The organism is Sphingomonas sp. Leaf21 (assembly GCF_916858675.1).
Classification (GTDB): domain Bacteria; phylum Pseudomonadota; class Alphaproteobacteria; order Sphingomonadales; family Sphingomonadaceae; genus Sphingomonas.
On record NZ_CAKASM010000025.1, the window covers coordinates 1 to 14,566 of the forward strand.

At 67.7% G+C, this 14,566-nt stretch carries 16 protein-coding genes and 1 tRNA gene; 12 read left to right on the plus strand and 5 right to left on the minus strand.

The features are described from left to right. Nucleotides 1-415: DUF6236 family protein (locus tag LRP66_RS15190; RefSeq protein WP_230483449.1), on the plus strand; the 415-nt coding region annotated here is incomplete at its 5' end. Between the two features lie 452 nt (nucleotides 416-867). Here LRP66_RS15190 and LRP66_RS15195 read toward each other — a convergent pair. Further along, nucleotides 868-1,197 (minus strand): hypothetical protein, encoded by a 330-nt coding sequence (locus LRP66_RS15195; RefSeq protein WP_230483450.1) that lies wholly within the window; start codon nucleotides 1,195-1,197, stop codon nucleotides 868-870. Between the two features lie 342 nt (nucleotides 1,198-1,539). Between LRP66_RS15195 and LRP66_RS15200 the strand changes: the two genes are divergently transcribed. The 3 genes from LRP66_RS15200 to LRP66_RS15210 are packed head-to-tail and all read left to right on the plus strand — an operon-like array spanning nucleotide 1,540 to nucleotide 3,354. Continuing rightward, the gene (locus LRP66_RS15200; RefSeq protein WP_230483451.1) at nucleotides 1,540-2,028 is read left to right on the plus strand and encodes a MarR family winged helix-turn-helix transcriptional regulator; all 489 of its coding nucleotides are present in this window, start codon (nucleotides 1,540-1,542) and stop codon (nucleotides 2,026-2,028) included. Then, on the plus strand, nucleotides 2,025-2,909 hold the full coding sequence (locus tag LRP66_RS15205; RefSeq protein WP_230483452.1) for an SDR family oxidoreductase: 885 nt from the start codon (nucleotides 2,025-2,027) through the stop codon (nucleotides 2,907-2,909). The genes LRP66_RS15200 and LRP66_RS15205 overlap by 4 nt, the downstream gene beginning before the upstream one ends. Nucleotides 2,910-2,949: 40 nt before the next feature. Then, nucleotides 2,950-3,354: a nuclear transport factor 2 family protein gene (locus LRP66_RS15210; RefSeq protein ID WP_230483453.1), complete on the plus strand. Its 405-nt coding sequence runs from the start codon at nucleotides 2,950-2,952 to the stop codon at nucleotides 3,352-3,354. Nucleotides 3,355-3,447: 93 nt separating this feature from the next. Here the strand turns inward: LRP66_RS15210 and LRP66_RS15215 are convergent, their stop codons facing one another. Next, nucleotides 3,448-6,117: a TonB-dependent receptor gene (locus LRP66_RS15215; RefSeq protein WP_230483493.1), complete on the minus strand. Its 2,670-nt coding sequence runs from the start codon at nucleotides 6,115-6,117 to the stop codon at nucleotides 3,448-3,450. Nucleotides 6,118-6,239: 122 nt separating this feature from the next. Between LRP66_RS15215 and LRP66_RS15220 the strand changes: the two genes are divergently transcribed. From LRP66_RS15220 to LRP66_RS15230, 3 genes are all read left to right on the plus strand, one after another. Further along, complete coding sequence (locus LRP66_RS15220; protein ID WP_230483454.1) at nucleotides 6,240-7,115, plus strand: DUF6528 family protein; 876 nt, start codon at nucleotides 6,240-6,242, stop codon at nucleotides 7,113-7,115. A 72-nt stretch (nucleotides 7,116-7,187) separates the two neighbouring features. Then, nucleotides 7,188-7,613, plus strand: a complete 426-nt coding sequence (locus LRP66_RS15225) for a hypothetical protein (protein ID WP_230483455.1) — start codon at nucleotides 7,188-7,190, stop codon at nucleotides 7,611-7,613. Next, nucleotides 7,610-8,791, plus strand: coding sequence for an ROK family transcriptional regulator (locus LRP66_RS15230; RefSeq protein WP_230483456.1), 1,182 nt, complete (start codon nucleotides 7,610-7,612; stop codon nucleotides 8,789-8,791). The genes LRP66_RS15225 and LRP66_RS15230 overlap by 4 nt, the downstream gene beginning before the upstream one ends. 49 nt (nucleotides 8,792-8,840) lie before the next feature. Here LRP66_RS15230 and LRP66_RS15235 read toward each other — a convergent pair whose 3' ends face one another. Together LRP66_RS15235 and LRP66_RS15240 are read right to left on the minus strand one after the other, a co-directional pair. Further along, the gene (locus LRP66_RS15235; protein WP_230483457.1) at nucleotides 8,841-10,415 is read right to left on the minus strand and encodes a glycosyltransferase family 39 protein; all 1,575 of its coding nucleotides are present in this window, start codon (nucleotides 10,413-10,415) and stop codon (nucleotides 8,841-8,843) included. 60 nt (nucleotides 10,416-10,475) lie between these two features. Further along, nucleotides 10,476-10,549 (minus strand) — tRNA-Gln (locus LRP66_RS15240). A 171-nt stretch (nucleotides 10,550-10,720) separates the two neighbouring features. Between LRP66_RS15240 and LRP66_RS15245 the strand changes: the two genes are divergently transcribed. Next, nucleotides 10,721-11,764, plus strand: a complete 1,044-nt coding sequence (locus LRP66_RS15245) for a Ppx/GppA phosphatase family protein (RefSeq protein ID WP_230483458.1) — start codon at nucleotides 10,721-10,723, stop codon at nucleotides 11,762-11,764. Next, nucleotides 11,761-12,453 (plus strand): RlmE family RNA methyltransferase, encoded by a 693-nt coding sequence (locus tag LRP66_RS15250; protein ID WP_230483459.1) that lies wholly within the window; start codon nucleotides 11,761-11,763, stop codon nucleotides 12,451-12,453. The genes LRP66_RS15245 and LRP66_RS15250 overlap by 4 nt, the downstream gene beginning before the upstream one ends. A gap of 87 nt (nucleotides 12,454-12,540) precedes the next feature. On the opposite strand, the gene LRP66_RS15255 is transcribed toward LRP66_RS15250, so the two are convergent. Then, on the minus strand, nucleotides 12,541-12,903 hold the full coding sequence (locus LRP66_RS15255; protein WP_230483460.1) for a response regulator: 363 nt from the start codon (nucleotides 12,901-12,903) through the stop codon (nucleotides 12,541-12,543). 36 nt (nucleotides 12,904-12,939) lie between these two features. Between LRP66_RS15255 and LRP66_RS15260 the strand changes: the two genes are divergently transcribed. Genes LRP66_RS15260 through LRP66_RS15270 form a run of 3 tightly spaced genes read left to right on the plus strand, consistent with a single transcriptional unit; the run spans nucleotide 12,940 to nucleotide 14,359 of the window. Further along, a complete protein-coding gene (locus LRP66_RS15260; RefSeq protein ID WP_230483461.1) occupies nucleotides 12,940-13,227 on the plus strand; it encodes a DUF3572 domain-containing protein in 288 nt (95 codons plus the stop codon). Next, nucleotides 13,224-13,847 (plus strand): HAD family hydrolase, encoded by a 624-nt coding sequence (locus tag LRP66_RS15265; RefSeq protein WP_230483462.1) that lies wholly within the window; start codon nucleotides 13,224-13,226, stop codon nucleotides 13,845-13,847. Before LRP66_RS15260 ends, LRP66_RS15265 begins: the two co-directional genes overlap by 4 nt. Before the next feature lie 47 nt (nucleotides 13,848-13,894). Further along, nucleotides 13,895-14,359: a RidA family protein gene (locus LRP66_RS15270; protein ID WP_230483463.1), complete on the plus strand. Its 465-nt coding sequence runs from the start codon at nucleotides 13,895-13,897 to the stop codon at nucleotides 14,357-14,359. Nucleotides 14,360-14,566: the final 207 nt, after the last annotated feature.

The following is a 14,566-nucleotide window of genomic DNA, read 5'->3' on the forward strand; positions in this document are numbered from 1 at the left end:
AAATTGGGTTTCCCCATCGTCGCCTCCTGTCCTCAAAATTAGGACCCGAGGCGTCCAGAAATCTAGGGGCTACTCAATCAAGCTATCCAAAGAAGGCGATGTAAGAGCAGTCAACCTAGAGATTGAGCGGTTTGATGTCTCGTTGTCTGATTACCTAAAGAAGGCTCGGCAATCGAATGTTAAAAGGGCAATAGCTAGCCTTACCACTGAGTTAGATTGGGCTGCTGCTGCCCGTGGTGTAGTCGGCGGCGGCGGTTTAGCAGCCATTGCTCAGGGCTTTAATCTTACTACGGCGGCGGCGGCGATTGGCGGCGGCATATTAACTGGCTTGTCGGTCAAAAGCGTAGCTGGTGTGAAGGACGGTCCTTCCCCCTTCCGATACCTTGCGCGGATTGAAAGGGAGTTCGGCGAGTGATTCGGTTTGAGTCTCTACTGTGGACCCACATCGGCCAGCCCCTTGCCTCAGCTAGTACAAAGGCCTAATACAAGCGTCCCGACGCTGTTTCAGAAAACCGCAGAAATCCGCCGTTTTTGGTGCCAACCGTAAAATCCTCTTCTGGGCACCATTTCCGGCCAGAGCCGGGCACCATGGATATGGCGGCATTGCCGCCCCGCCACCGCGCTTCTCAACGCCGCCATGCTAGCCCGGATGTGGATGGCATGGTTATCCATGCGAACGGTGTCGATCGGCAGCCGGACACAGGCTTTTTGCAGGCCAAATGCGCCTTCCGACGGATGGCTATCCGAAAGTACGATAGCTTTTGAGCGGCCATCGCTTCTCTCCCAGTCGGCAAGACCCTGTACCGGTCATCCGTCCATCGTCCCCATCGACAGCGTCTGGTAATTCGAGCCGGACGTTTGCGCAGGTCAGCTAACGGCCCGACGTCGTCTTCCCAGTATCATCCAGCTGACGGCCAGGCAGGCGACCAATGCGGGTGCGGCGGTAAAGACGAGCCATGCACCCGGCTGCCCCAGGCCGTCGTATCGATGCTGAAGGGTGAACCACGGCCATGGCCAAGCCAAGTATAGGCCATAGACCAGCATAAGGAATGGCACAGCGGCGCCCACGATCGCCGCAATCGAAGCAGGCGATCGATCCGATATTCGACGCCCCTTGAAGACGACCGCGATGATCGCCGTCGCTAGCAGCGCTGGCAGCACAGTCCAGGCGGAGAGGATAATCAGCATCAGCAACACCGCACGCTTTTACCCGATAGGTGGACGATCACAAATGGGCGCCAGCTGACGAGGCGGTTGGGCTGGCGCGCCCCCTTGCAGCCATCCCGGGCCATCTTCGTCGCTGCCCGACTTCGTACGTTCATGTACGTTCGCGGATGATGGTGAAGCGGCAGACCCGGTAAGGCAGCACAGGTCGTTCCGCTGCAGGTGCCCAGAATGCCTCGGGGCGGTTTGCAATCACAATCTCGGATACATGCTTCGCGCGGACGCCATCGCCCCACCGACGACGTGCCCACCGGGAACCATCACGTCCGCGTCTGGTTTTGACAGCATGTTGTCATTGGACGGCGCGGATATCGCATGAATGACACCCCTACCGACGCACGCGAGCTCGCACTCGCGGTTTTCGCCGCCAACGGGCGGCTGGTGAGTGCCGGCAATATGCTCGTCGAGCATCTCGGCCTCACCAGCGCCTGGTGGCAGGTGCTCGCCGCGTTGCGCTATGCGCCGACGCCCCTGACGGTTGCGTCGATCGCTCGCGCCATGGGGCTGACCCGGCAGGCGGTGCAACGCATCGTCGATCTGCTCGCGCAGCGGGGCCTGGTGATGTTCCAGCCCAATCCGGAGCATCTTCGCGCCAAGCTCGTCATGCTGACCGCCGCGGGGAGTGAGGCGGTGTCGGGTGCCGAGCATGCCGTCGCGCCGATCGATCGGGCGATCGTCGACCGGATCGGTCCCGATCGCATCCGCGACGCGATCGCCACGCTTCAGGCGATGGTCACCATCATCTCCGAGCGCCTCGACGAGCGGGGCACTCCCTTCTCATGTCGGAAAGGACCCACATCATGATCCTCATTTCCGGTGCGACCGGCGGCATCGGCGGCGAAATCTGCCGCTTGCTGGGCCAGACAGGCACGCCGTTCCGCGCGATGGGCCGCAAGCAGGCGCAGGTCGATGCGTTTCGCGCGAAGGGGACGGACGCGGTGCTCGGCGACTTCGACCGGCCCGAGACGCTGCCAGCCGTGATGCAGGGCATCGACACGATGTTCCTGATCACCCCGCCCACCCAGCGCCAGTTCACGCAGGAGACGGCCGCGATCGACGCTGCCCGCCAGGCCGGTGTCCGCCGCATCGTCAAGCTGTCGGCATCCGACGCCAATATCCGCTCGACCGTGCCATGGGCGCGGACGCACGCCCGGATCGACCATCATCTGCGCGCGTCGGGGATCGACTGGACGATCCTGAAGCCCACGGCGTTCATGCAGAATTTCCTGTGGTTCAAGGATGCGATCGCGAAAGGTTTTCTGCCGCAGGTCGCGGGCAAGGGGTCGGTGTCGTGGGTCGATACGCGCGACGTGGCACGTGTCGCCGCCACGGTCCTGCGCCAGGACGGACACGTCCGCGCGACATATTTCCTCACGGGTCCGGAAACGCTCGACATGAAGGCGGCGGCCGAGCGCCTCGGCGCGGTCGCGGGGCGCAAGGTGCGCTATCTCGACCTCCCCAATCCGCTGTTCGCCGCGCTGCTGCGCGTCACCGGCAATTCGCGCTGGATGACCAAGGGGCTGGTCGTCCAGTTCGCCGATGTCGTCGCCGGGCATCACGACATCGATCCGACCTTCGAGATCGAACGGCTGACCGGCATCCCGCCGCATGATTTCACCGCCTTCGTGCGCGATCACCGCGATCAGTTCGTCGGCTTGCCGAGCGAGCGCGCGAAGGCCGCGTGACACCGAGGGCATACCGCCCTCCAGAATTTGGGGACTGACCATGAGCCGACAACGCAATATCGAGATCGCCCGGACGCTGCTGGAGGGCATCGGGCAAGGCCGCGATCCCGAGGACATTGCCGCACCCTTCGCGAAGGACCTGGTGTTCGAGGTTCAGGGCGATGCCGACGCCATGCCGTGGATCGGCCGACGGACGGGTCGGCAGGCGATGGCCGACTTCCTGCGCGATCTGCGTGCGTTGACCGAGCCGCTGTCGTTCGATGTCGACGACATCCTGGCCAGCGACGATCGCGCCGCGATCGTCGGCGCACTGCGGACGCGGATCAGGACGACGGGCAAGGTGATGGCGTCGCAATTCGCGATCGTGCTGACCATCGCCGATGGCGTCGTCACCCGGTTCCAGATGCTCGAGGACAGCTTCGCCCTGTCGCGCGCCGCCCGGTAGCACGCCGCCGCGTCTCCACGCTCCGCCCCGCCATCGGGGCGAAGTCAGCGGGCATCGTGGGCACGCTTTCGTCCGTATCGGCGAACGCGCGCATCAGTAGCGGACGAGTGCGCCGATGTAGAAGGCGCGGCCGTTGTCGATCTCCTCGCGCAGCAGGCCGAATCCGGGGCCGAACATCCGCTGCGGGCGGAAGTCGGTCAGGTTCTTGCCCTGCGCGACGATCGTCCAGTGGCGACTGAGCTTCAGCCGCAACTGCGCGTCGAACAGATCGCTGGCGGCATAGCGCCGGTCGCCGAGCGGATCGGTGGTCGAGACCGAATAGAGGATCGGCGACAGGTGATTCCACGCGCCCTGCACCGTCACCGGCCCGGCGGTGTAGAACAGCTTCACGTTGGCGACGGTATTGGCGCTTTCGAACAGCCCCGACAGGCGACGGCGCGTAATGCCGTCTGACAGCGTGACCTCCGGCGGCGTCGGGTCGAGCAGGGTGACATTGGCCGACACGCCCAGCCCGGCGAGCGGACCCGGCAGGAAGGGCATCCGCGCGACGACCGCGTTCAGCTCGACCCCCTGCACCTTGGCACTGCTCGCGTTGACCGGGCGGATGCGGGTAACGAGCTGCTGCGCGCCGTCGAACAGCTCGCTCGCCTGGTTGCGGACGGTGATGATCTCGTTCGTTATGTCCTTGCGGAACAGGCCCGCCGAGAACAGCACGTCGCGGTCGACGTAATATTCCAGGCTGAGGTCGTAATTGTCGGACCGGCGGGGCTTCAGGTCGGGGTTGCCCGAGGTGATACTGATCGCGCCCGTCGAGCTGTTGACGTTGACGCTCTCGCGCGCGGCAAGGTCGTCGTAATTGGGGCGGCCGAGCGTGCGGCTATAGGCGGCGCGGAGGCGCAGGCGATCGGTCAGGTCCCAGTCGAACTGTGCGGAGGGCAGCCAGTTCTGGTAATGCTGGCCCTGCTGTCCCCAGGTGTAGACCGAATTCCGCAGGCGGTAAGAGCCGGTGGTCAGCGTCGTATCCTCGAACCGCACCCCCGCCGTCAGCCGCGCCGTGTCGAGCGCGTAGCGCGCCATCAGATAGCCCGCGACGATATTCTCGGTCAGATTGTAATCGGATTGCAGGCTGCTGCCCGCATTGGCGGAATTGGCGGCGAAGCCGCTGCGGTTGGCGTCGAAGAAGGATCGCGCCGCGCCCGGATCGACGAACAGCATCGTCTGCCCGCCGCCATTGTACGGCGTGTAGCTCTGCGGCGCGAGCACGCCCGAGAGCAGGTAGTTGGCGGCGGTGGTCGTCCGGTAATTGTCCTGGACGAAGTCGTAGCGGCGATCGAGGAACCGCGCGAACGCCCCCGTGCCCACGCCAAGGCCACGATCCTCCCCCGCCATGTTGACGCCGATATTGGCGCGCGCGGTCAGCGCATTCTCGCGCTGGTCCTCGGCCGTCGTGCCATATTCGAACTGGCGGTAATTGGCGGCGTTCGCGACATAGGCCGGGTTGGTGAAATTGAACTGCGTGAACGCGTCCGGCGTGATCGTATAGGCATAGGCGAGGCTGTTGGTGTTCGCGATCCGATAGGTCGCGAGCCGGGCATCCTGGCTATAGGTCGCCACCGCGTAATTGACGCCGAAATCGGCATGGATGCGATCGGTCGGCGACAGTTCGCCCCGGAAATCGGCATAGCGCATCCGGCGGGTCTGATAATAATTGACCAGATCGACCTGCGCATTGGCGTTGGCGACATTGCCGCCGGTCGCGGTGACGGCGCTGAAATTGGTGTAGCGGTTGGTCGCGGTCGTCACCGCCGTGTTGGCGGCGACGAGGTTCGACTGCCGCTCCTCGTCATTGGTGTGGCGGAAGTCGGCCAGCGTCACCGCCGCCTTGAACATCCGGTGATCGTCGAACTCCAGCTTGCCGAACACGCCGTAACGCTGACGGATATTGTCGTAATGGAGCCAGCGACGGCGGTCCGGCGCGACGAAGGCGTTCGACACGTCGTTGGTCGGCGAGGTCAGCCGTGTGGCCGTAGCGGGATCGAAATACAGGTAATTGTCGCTGGCGGAGTTGAGCGATGCGGAGTCGCGCCGGAAATAGCTGCCCGCCACGACCACGCCGAACTTGTGCTCCGGGCCGAAGGTGGTGGACGCGACCAGTTCCGCCTGCCCCGATGGCCCCGCCTTGCCGCGCGTCCGTTCGAAATCCCATTTGCCGATGTCGAACCGGCCACCGACGAACGGCTTGCCGCCGCCGTCGAACGCGCTGCGGGTGCGCAGATTGGCGATGCCGCCGATCGCATTGCCGTTCATCGCGGCGTTGACCGACTTGTACACCTCGACCCGCGACGCCAGCGACGAGGGGATGACGTCGAGCGAGACGTTGCGGCGCCCCACCTCGTTGGCAGGCAGCGACACACCGTCGATCTGGACGAGGTTGTAGTCGGCGTTGAGGCCGCGGATCGACAGGAATTGCGCCTCGCCGCGCGCATTGTTCTGGATGGTCGACACGCCCGGCACGCGCGTCAGCGCCTCGCCCAGCCCGAAGTCGGGCAGCGTGCCGATCTCGTCCGAACTGATGCTGTCGGAGATGACGGGAATGTCGCGCTTCGCCTCGATCTCGCGCAACGCCTGGAGCCGTGCGCCGGTGACGACGATGTCCGCGTCCATGTCGCGCGCTGCGGCAGGCGACGCAGGGGCCGTCTGGGCGTGGACCGGCGCGGCGAGTGCCGACGACAATAGCAGCAGGCTTCGCAAGCCGAACGACATTTTCACGCTAGTCCCCTCTTTTCCCGAACAGGTCGATAGCCTATTATTCACTATAGGTGACATATCTATGACGGAGCGCCGTTAGGCGCGATCGTCCTCATATCGGGTCAGGAAAGGTGCCTATGTTCCGGATGTTGACTGCTTTGCTCGCGCTCTCGGCCAGCTCCGGCGCGATTGCGGCCGAGCGGCTCTATGCCTGTGGCGACGACCAGATCCGCGAATATGCGGTGACGGGCGATCAGGCGCGCGAGACGTGGCGCTGGACCGCCGCGCAGGCGACCGATCTGCCGGACGCCTATCGCAACAGGTTGCTGGCCCATATCGACGACTGCAAGCCGGTCGACGGGGGCAAGGCGATCCTGGTGACCGCGTCGACCGGAGGAACCGTGGTGATCGATCGCGCGACGGGGAAGGTCCGCTTCCGCGCCAGGACGCCGATGGCGCATTCGGCGGACCTGCTCCCCGGCGGCTATGCGGCGGTGGCGCTGTCGATCAACCCGGCGGGCGACCGCCTGGAACTGTACAACGTGTCACGCAATGAAAGCCCGCTCGCCAGCCTGCCGCTGCCCTCCGGCCATGGCGCGGTGTGGGACGCGCGGCGGCACCGGCTGTTCGCGCTGTCACACGACCTGATCCAGGCCTTTTCCTTCGATCCGAAGGCGGCGGCGCCGCGTCTGGTCGAAACCGCGCGCTGGACGCTGCCGGGGCGGCACGACGGGCACGACCTGTCGCCGACGCCCGAGGGCGGCTATGTCGTCACCACCGATGACGGGGTATGGCGCTTCGATCCCGACCGTGGCGATTTCGCGCCGATCCCGGCGCTGAACCCCAGGCTGCGGGTCAAGGCCGTCAGCGTGGCCAGGGGGGCGATGGCGTGGGTGCAGGCGGAGGAAAGTTGGTGGGCGCACGGCTTCACGGTCGCCGACCGCGACACCAGCCATCCACGCCGGATCGAGACGCCGGGGATGAAGCTGTACAAGGTCCGCTGGAATCCGTGACCTGGCGCCGCGCCCGCGCGACCTATGCTGCGGCGCATGTCGGCAAGAGCCTGTTGTGGACGGGTAGCGCTGGTGCTGGCCGGGGTCAGCTTCCCCGCGACGGTGCTGCTCGCGCCTTGTGGCGTGGCGGCGCTGCTCGCGGCGACATTGGTGTTCCGGATCGCCTATTCGGGCACCGACGTGCCGCACGATGCGCTGCTCACCCGGTTGGGCGACACGCCCGCCCGCGCGGTCGGCCTGGCGCGGGCGCGGGCGGTGGGGACCGCACTCGCCTCGCTGCTCGCCGCCGGTGTCGCCAGCGGCGGGGGCGGCCTGGGCACGGCACCGCTGCTATGGGCCATCGCGGCGGGCGGCGCCCTGATCGGCGCGACGATGGTGCCGCTGCCGTTCCTGGCGGCCGACGTGATCGGCATCGTCGCGCTGGGCGCGCTCGCCAAGGCGGTGCTGCGCCTGCCCGGCTTGACACACGCGCGCGCGCGCGGCTTGCCAGGCGGATGAAAGCCATCAGCGCCGGCGATTATCCGCCCTGTTTCCTTCGCGACGACGGCCGCCGCACCGCGACCGCCAACGAGCGCGTGGTGATGGACCTGCTGTCGCGGCAGGGCCCGTCGAGCCGCGCCGACCTCGCGCGGCTGACCGGCCTCGCGCCGCATTCGATCACGCGCCTGGTCGAACCGTTGATCGCGCGCGGCCTGGTGGGCGAGGCGCTGCCCGTCGCGGCGGGGCGCGGCAAGCCCGCCGCGAAACTGGCGCTGGAGGGTCGGGCGGCGTTCGCGGTGGGCCTGTCGGTGATGACCGACGCGGTATCGCTCGTGCTGCTCGACCTCGCGGGCCAGGTGCAGGGCGGCCGCAGCGAGCGGATGGCCGATACGGAGATCCAGCCCGCCTGCCGCCAGATCCGCCGGATGATCGATACCGCGATCGCCGACGCCGGGCGCGACCGAGCGCGGCTGGTCGGGATCGGGGTCGGCGTCACCGGCTATTTCATCGGCGACGGCGCCCGGCTCAACCCGCCCCGGCTGCTCGACCCCTGGGCGCTGGTGCCGCTCGACACCATCCTGGCCGAGGCGCTGGGCGAAAAGGTGTGGATCGACAATGACGGCAACGTCGCCGCGATCGGCGAGGCGATGCTGGGCCATGGTCGCCTGTGCCGCGATTTCGCCTATCTCTATTTCTCCGCCGGTTTCGGTGGCGGCATCATCTCGCAGGGGCTGCCGCTGCGAGGGCGGCATGGCAATGCAGGCGAGTTCGCCTCGATCCTGCCCGCCGACTGGCCGCAGCCCAATCTGGAGGCGCTGCGCACGACCTTCGCGGAACATGGCCGGACTTTCGCCGACCTGCACGCGATGCTGGCCGACTTCGATGCCGACCATGCGGCGGTCGATCGCTGGCTGGACCGCTGCCTGCCGTCGCTCGACCTGGTGGCATCGGCCATTTCTGCCACCGTCGATCCGGGGGCGATCGTGCTGGGCGGTCGCCTGCCATCGTCGCTGGCGGCGCGGATCGCCGCCCGGATCCGCTTCACCAACCCCGAACGGCGCGGCTTTCACCGCCCCGCCGCTCGAATCGTCCCGTCGACGATCGACGGCGACGCGGCCGCGATAGGCGCCGCGACCCTGCCGCTGCGCGCCGCATTCCTCGACCCCGATGGAAGCCAAATGGCCTTGGGGGACTGAGCGACATTGTCCGACGATCCGAGTGCCCAGTTTCGTCCGACCGGGTGCGTCAGCGGGTCAGCGCCTTGACGTTGCGCGATACGTCGCCCGGCGCCAGTCGCTCGGGGTGCGGCGCGATGGGCGCGCGGCGGATCGCCACGATCACCTCGCCCGCGCCCCGCTCGAACGGATATCGCATCAGCCGGTACGCCCCGCCAGCGACGGTCCGCGCCAGGATCGCGCTGTGCGGATAGGCATCCTGGCCCCGGTCACGGACGATGACCGCCCCCGCCACCCCGATACGATCGAGGATCGCCGTCGCGTCCGCCGGGGTCTTTGCGATGAGGTGATAGCCCCGGCCCATGAAGTCGCTGCCCGACAGCCATTGCGACGCGCGCGCGGCCCACAGGCTGCGGTCGCCGCAATCGCGATAGGCGGCCTCGGCGATGATCGCGCCCTCGCCACCCGCGCGACCGTCCACCATCCAGATACCGGGTGCCCCGCGCATCGCCGCGACGATGGCTGGCGCGCCCATGTCGCGCTTCGGCGGCAGGTGGATCAGCGCCGTGACCGGCGCGATCAGCGTGGCCAGCCCCAGTAACGCGGCGATCGGACGCGCTGCGCCGCCCCGACGCCAGAGCAGCAGGACCGCCGTCGCGATCATCGTCACCGCCCATGGCGTGGCGGGCAGCACATAGCGGGGATCGAGCGCGACCGGCACGATCGACTGGAACGCCAGGGTCGCGAGGATCACCGACAGCGCCAGCCGCACGACCGGCGCCGTGCGGGGATCCCGCCACCCCAGGACAGCGCCCGCGATCGTCAGCGCCGTCCCGATCCACCCGAAATCCTCGACCAGCGCCGCGACGTTGGTCGACAGCGCGAGCCATGCATAGGCCAGGCCCGGCGCATAGTTGAAACCGCCCGCCGAGATCCGGAACGACACCGCATACCAGGGCGCGACGACGAGAAGCGTCGCCGCCGCGATCGCCCATAGCCTATGGTCGCGCAGGATCGACCAGCGTCGAGCGAACGCGATCTCGATCGCCGGGACCAGCGCGATCAGCGCGCCATTGCCCTTCACCAGCGGCGCGAAGGCGGCCAGCGCGCCGAACAACGCGAAGCGCCGCCAGCCCGGTTCCTCGGCGGCGCGAAGCCAGGCGATCGCCCCCAGCCCGACGATCAGCGCCACCGGCTGGTCGAGCAGGAAGGATCGCGCACTGTCGACCACGAGCGGCGACGCCAGCATCGTCAGCGCCGCTATCGCTCCCAGCCGCGGTGCCCCCATCCGGGTCAGCGCCCAGACGACCATGAGCGCGGGCAGGCCCGCCACGACCGCGCTGAACATCGCCGCCACGGCGGGGGAGGGCCAGGTCAGCGCGAAGAGCGGCGAGAGGAGCGCGTACCAGCCGGGCGGCCAGTGGCCGATCGAGAGCTTGGGATAATGGGCATAGAAGTCGCGCGCGAACGTCATCGGGCCGGGCAGCCCCGCGCGCAGCCAGTCGGCGAGGAACAGCGTGTTGACGTAATGGGCCGATTCATCGGGGCCCAGAAAGCTGCCGGTGATCCCGCCCGTCAGCCAGGCGAGCGCGAGCGACACCAGGCCCAAGACCATGGCCGCCCCGACATATCGCATCGCGCGCATTCGATCCCCCGTCACGATGACGAGCGATAAAGCGATTGGCGACGACGATATAGGAAAATCTGGATGCCCCGTGAGGATTCGAACCTCAATTAACGGAGTCAGAGTCCGTGGTCTTACCTTTAGACGACGGGGCACCGGACAGGGGCGTGCCTCTAGGCGGGCGAATCCGCCTTGTCAACCGGATTTCCGATGGTTGCGCCTCTGTCCGTCTTGTCGCGCGGGCGGCGACTCGCTACTTTGATGGTCAAGCACCGGCGGACGCTCAAGTCCGTGACGGATAGAACAGAAATAAGTGAGATACGGCGATGGGGGATGTTCCCACCCGAAGGCCGTACCGGCAGGCCAAGCCCCCTGCCCGTTCGGCACCGCCCCGGCCCCCACGCGGCCGGTGGTCCGATGCGCAGGCCTATGCCGCGCTCGACCTGGGCACCAACAATTGCCGCCTGCTGATCGCGCGGCCGCAGGGCGGCGGCTTCGCTGTCGTCGACGCCTTTTCGCGCATCGTCCGGCTGGGCGAGGGACTGGCGACGACCGGCCGCCTGTCGGATGCCGCGATCGAGCGTACCATCGCCGCGCTTCGCGTCTGCGCCGACAAGCTGAAGCGCCGCAACGTCACCCTGTCGCGCGCGGTCGCGACCGAGGCCTGTCGCCGTGCCGCCAACGGCCCCGCCTTCATCACGCGCGCGCTGGCCGAGACGGGCATCCATCTCGACATCATTTCCGCCGAAGAGGAGGCCCGGCTCGCCGTGCTCGGCTGTCACGCGCTGATCGAGCCGGGCGAGGATCCCGCCCTGGTGTTCGATATCGGCGGCGGTTCGACCGAACTCGTGCTGGTCGACACCGGCTCGCCCATTCCCCGCATTCTGGACTGGCATTCGGCGCCCTGGGGCGTCGTCTCGCTGACCGAGAGCGCGGGCGGCGGCGAGGGCGAGGCGGGGCGGCTGGAGGCCTATGCCCGGATGCGCGCGATCGTCGCGGAGAGCTTCGCCGATTTCGCCGCGCGCCTGCCCCGCGACCTGAGGCGCCCGCGCCTGCTCGGCACGAGCGGCACGGTCACGACGCTGGGCAGCGTCCATCTGGGGCTCAGCCAATATGACCGCGCCGCCGTCGACGGATTGATCGTGCCGACTGCGGCGATGCGCACGATCAGCGCCGACCTGTCGCGCAAGAGCCTTGCCGCGCGCGGGAAGGTGGCGTGCATCGGGCCGGAGCGCGCCGATCTGGTGGTCGCGGGCTGCGCGATCCTGGAGACGATATTGGACCTCTGGCCAGCCGAGCGGCTAGGGATCGCCGACCGTGGGATTCGCGAAGGGATCCTGCGCCGTTTGATGGGGATCACCAGACCGTGAGCAGAGGAAATTCGGGGCTGCACCAGCGCGTGCGCACCGCCCGGAACCGCACCGCCCAATCGACCCGCTGGCTCGAGCGCCAGTTGAACGATCCCTATGTCCGCCGCGCCAAGGCGGAGGGGTATCGCAGCCGCGCGGCGTACAAGCTGATCGAGCTGGACGAGCGGTTCGGCTTCCTGCGCGGCAAGAAGCGCGTCATCGATCTGGGGCTGGCGCCTGGCGGGTGGAGCCAGGTGGTGCGGCGCAAGCTGCCCAATGCCGCGCTGGTCGGCATCGACCTGTTGCCGGTCGATCCGATCGACGGCGTCACCATCTTCGAGATGGACTTCATGGACGATGCGGCGCCGGACCGGTTGATGGAGGCGCTGGGCGGAGCGCCCGACCTCGTCATGTCCGACATGGCGGCGAACACCGTCGGCCATCCGCAGACCGACGCGCTGCGCACCATGGGCCTGGTCGAGGCCGCCTTCGCCTTCGCCTGCGACGTGCTGTCACCCGGCGGGGTGTTCGTGTCGAAGGTGTTCGCGGGCGGCGCCGATTCGCAGCTCGTCGCCGAGATGAAGCGCCACTTCGCCACGGTGAAGCACGCCAAGCCCCCGTCTAGCCGCAAGGGTTCGGTGGAATGGTTCGTCGTCGCGCAGGGCTTCAAGGGGCGCAAGGCAACGGTTGAGGACGAATCGGACATCTGAGCGAAGGCGCCAGCCGCGGGATGGATTTCGCGGCGAAGCGCGGGACGTCCACTTCGACGTCGCTTGGCGTGAACGGCTACGCCCCCCTCACACCAGCGCGTTCACCGCCTCCATGAAGCGCATCAGGCTGATCGGCTTGGAAACATAGGAATCGGCCCCGGCCGCACGGATCCGGTCTTCGTCGTCGCGTCCGGCATAGGCGGTCACCGCCATCACCGGGATTCGCCGCAGCGCCTCGTCCGCCTTCAGCTCGAGGATCAGCTCGTAGCCGGTGACGTGCGGCATCTGGATGTCCATGATGATCAGGTCGGGCTCGACCTCGCGCGCCCGCGCGACCGCCTCCCGCCCGTCGCGTACCGGCTCCGCGATGAAGCCGTGCACGCCCAGAAGGTCGCAGAAGAGTTTGAGATTGAGTTCGTTGTCCTCGACAACGAGCACCTTTCTTGCCACGCCCGCTCCATCATTGATCAGGGACGACGATAGGCAATGCCCCGACCGGATACAATCGAGCCCGCACGGATCGAGCCCGCCATGGCGCTGGCGTTGCAGGCGCTGGTGTGGACGCTGCAAAGCCCCGCGCGCGCCGAACGCCTGCTGGCGCTGACCGGTCTGTCGGTCGAGGAGCTGCGCGGCGGCGCGGGCGAACCCGGCGTGCTCGCGGCGATCCTGTCGTTCCTGGAGGGGCATGAGGCCGATCTGATCGACTGTGCCGAGGCGCTGGGCACCCGCCCCGAATCGCTCGTCGCCGCCCGTCGCCTGTTGGAGACCGCATGAAACCCCTGTTGATCTGCGATTGCGACGAGGTGCTGGTCCATATGGTCCGGCACTTCCGAAACTGGCTGGACGAGGCGCATGACATCGACTTCGCGCTCGACCGCCACGACTTTTTCGGCGCGATGACGCGGCGCGACGGCGGCCCCGCGCTCAGCCAGACCGAGGCCTGGGATCTGCTGCACGGCTTCTTCCCCGGCCAGATGGACCGCCAGACGCTGGTCCCCCACGCCGCCGAGGCATTGGCGCGCCTGGCCGAGACCGCCGACATCGTCATCCTCACCAACCTGATCGAGGAATGCCGCCAGCCGCGGATCGAGCAGCTCGCACGCTTTGGCATCGCCCACCGCGTCCAGTGCAACAGCGGCGGCAAGGGCGAGCCGGTGGCCAGGCTGGTCGCCGAACATGGCAACCCCGTCACCGTCTTCGTCGACGATCTGCCGCAGCATCATGCCTCGGTCGCGGACCATGCGCCGCAGGTCCACCGGCTGCACATGGTATCCGAACCCGAAATGGCGCCGCACGTGGCCCCCGCCCCCGACGCACATGCGCGGATCGACGACTGGCGGCGGGCGGAGGACTGGATCGCGGCGCGTTTCGCCGGGGGACGACCCGCCGCCTGATCGCTCCGGCTTGACCTGACCGGGGCGGGCGCGCCATGTCTCGCGCCATGACCACGCATATCGATCGCGCGCTCGAGCAGCTCGGCCTCACCCTGCCGGAGGCCGCCGCCCCCGTCGCCGCCTATGTCCCCGTCGTCGAGGCGGGCGGGCTTCTCCACATTTCGGGGCAGTTGCCCTTCATCGACGGCCAGCTCGTCACCGGGCGGCTGGGCGACGGCGTCTCGCTGGAGGACGGTCAGAAGGCGGCGCAGGCCTGTGGCCTGATGCTCGTCGCGCAGGTGAAGAAATATCTGGGCGGCGACCTCGCCCGCGTGAAGCGGATCGTCAAGCTGGGGGTGTTCGTCAATTCGGCGGGCGACTTCACCGACCAGCCCAAGGTCGCCAATGGCGCATCCGAGCTGATGGTCTCGCTGTTCGGCGATGCCGGACGCCATGCGCGCTCGGCGGTCGGCGTGCCGGTCCTGCCGCTGGGCGCGGCGGTCGAGGTGGATGCGATCATCCAGTTGGGGTGATTTTTTCCGGGCTGGGTCGCTTGCGGCCCTGCCCTCCCCCATCCCCTCCCGCCTGCGGGAGGGGCGTGGTGCTTGGCTGATGTGGAACGCCTGCGCTAGCCTCTAGCCGCTTCCCTCCCGCAGGCGGGAGGGGATGGGGGAGGGCCCTCTCCACCCGCGAACCGCTCCCCCCCCCTGTCCCCCCTTGTCCCACCCCACCCCGCATCG

Excerpts from the sequence above, each read along its gene's own strand:
- LRP66_RS15200 (WP_230483451.1), top strand. The coding sequence starts at position 1,540 with ATGAATGACACCCCTACCGACGCACGCGAGCTCGCACTCGCGGTTTTC.
- LRP66_RS15205 (WP_230483452.1), top strand. The coding sequence starts at position 2,025 with ATGATCCTCATTTCCGGTGCGACCGGCGGCATCGGCGGCGAAATCTGC.
- LRP66_RS15210 (WP_230483453.1), top strand. The coding sequence starts at position 2,950 with ATGAGCCGACAACGCAATATCGAGATCGCCCGGACGCTGCTGGAGGGC.
- LRP66_RS15215 (WP_230483493.1), bottom strand. The coding sequence starts at position 6,117 with ATGTCGTTCGGCTTGCGAAGCCTGCTGCTATTGTCGTCGGCACTCGCC.
- LRP66_RS15220 (WP_230483454.1), top strand. The coding sequence starts at position 6,240 with ATGTTCCGGATGTTGACTGCTTTGCTCGCGCTCTCGGCCAGCTCCGGC.
- LRP66_RS15230 (WP_230483456.1), top strand. The coding sequence starts at position 7,610 with ATGAAAGCCATCAGCGCCGGCGATTATCCGCCCTGTTTCCTTCGCGAC.
- LRP66_RS15235 (WP_230483457.1), bottom strand. The coding sequence starts at position 10,415 with ATGCGCGCGATGCGATATGTCGGGGCGGCCATGGTCTTGGGCCTGGTG.
- LRP66_RS15245 (WP_230483458.1), top strand. The coding sequence starts at position 10,721 with ATGGGGGATGTTCCCACCCGAAGGCCGTACCGGCAGGCCAAGCCCCCT.
- LRP66_RS15260 (WP_230483461.1), top strand. The coding sequence starts at position 12,940 with ATGCCCCGACCGGATACAATCGAGCCCGCACGGATCGAGCCCGCCATG.
- LRP66_RS15265 (WP_230483462.1), top strand. The coding sequence starts at position 13,224 with ATGAAACCCCTGTTGATCTGCGATTGCGACGAGGTGCTGGTCCATATG.
- LRP66_RS15270 (WP_230483463.1), top strand. The coding sequence starts at position 13,895 with ATGACCACGCATATCGATCGCGCGCTCGAGCAGCTCGGCCTCACCCTG.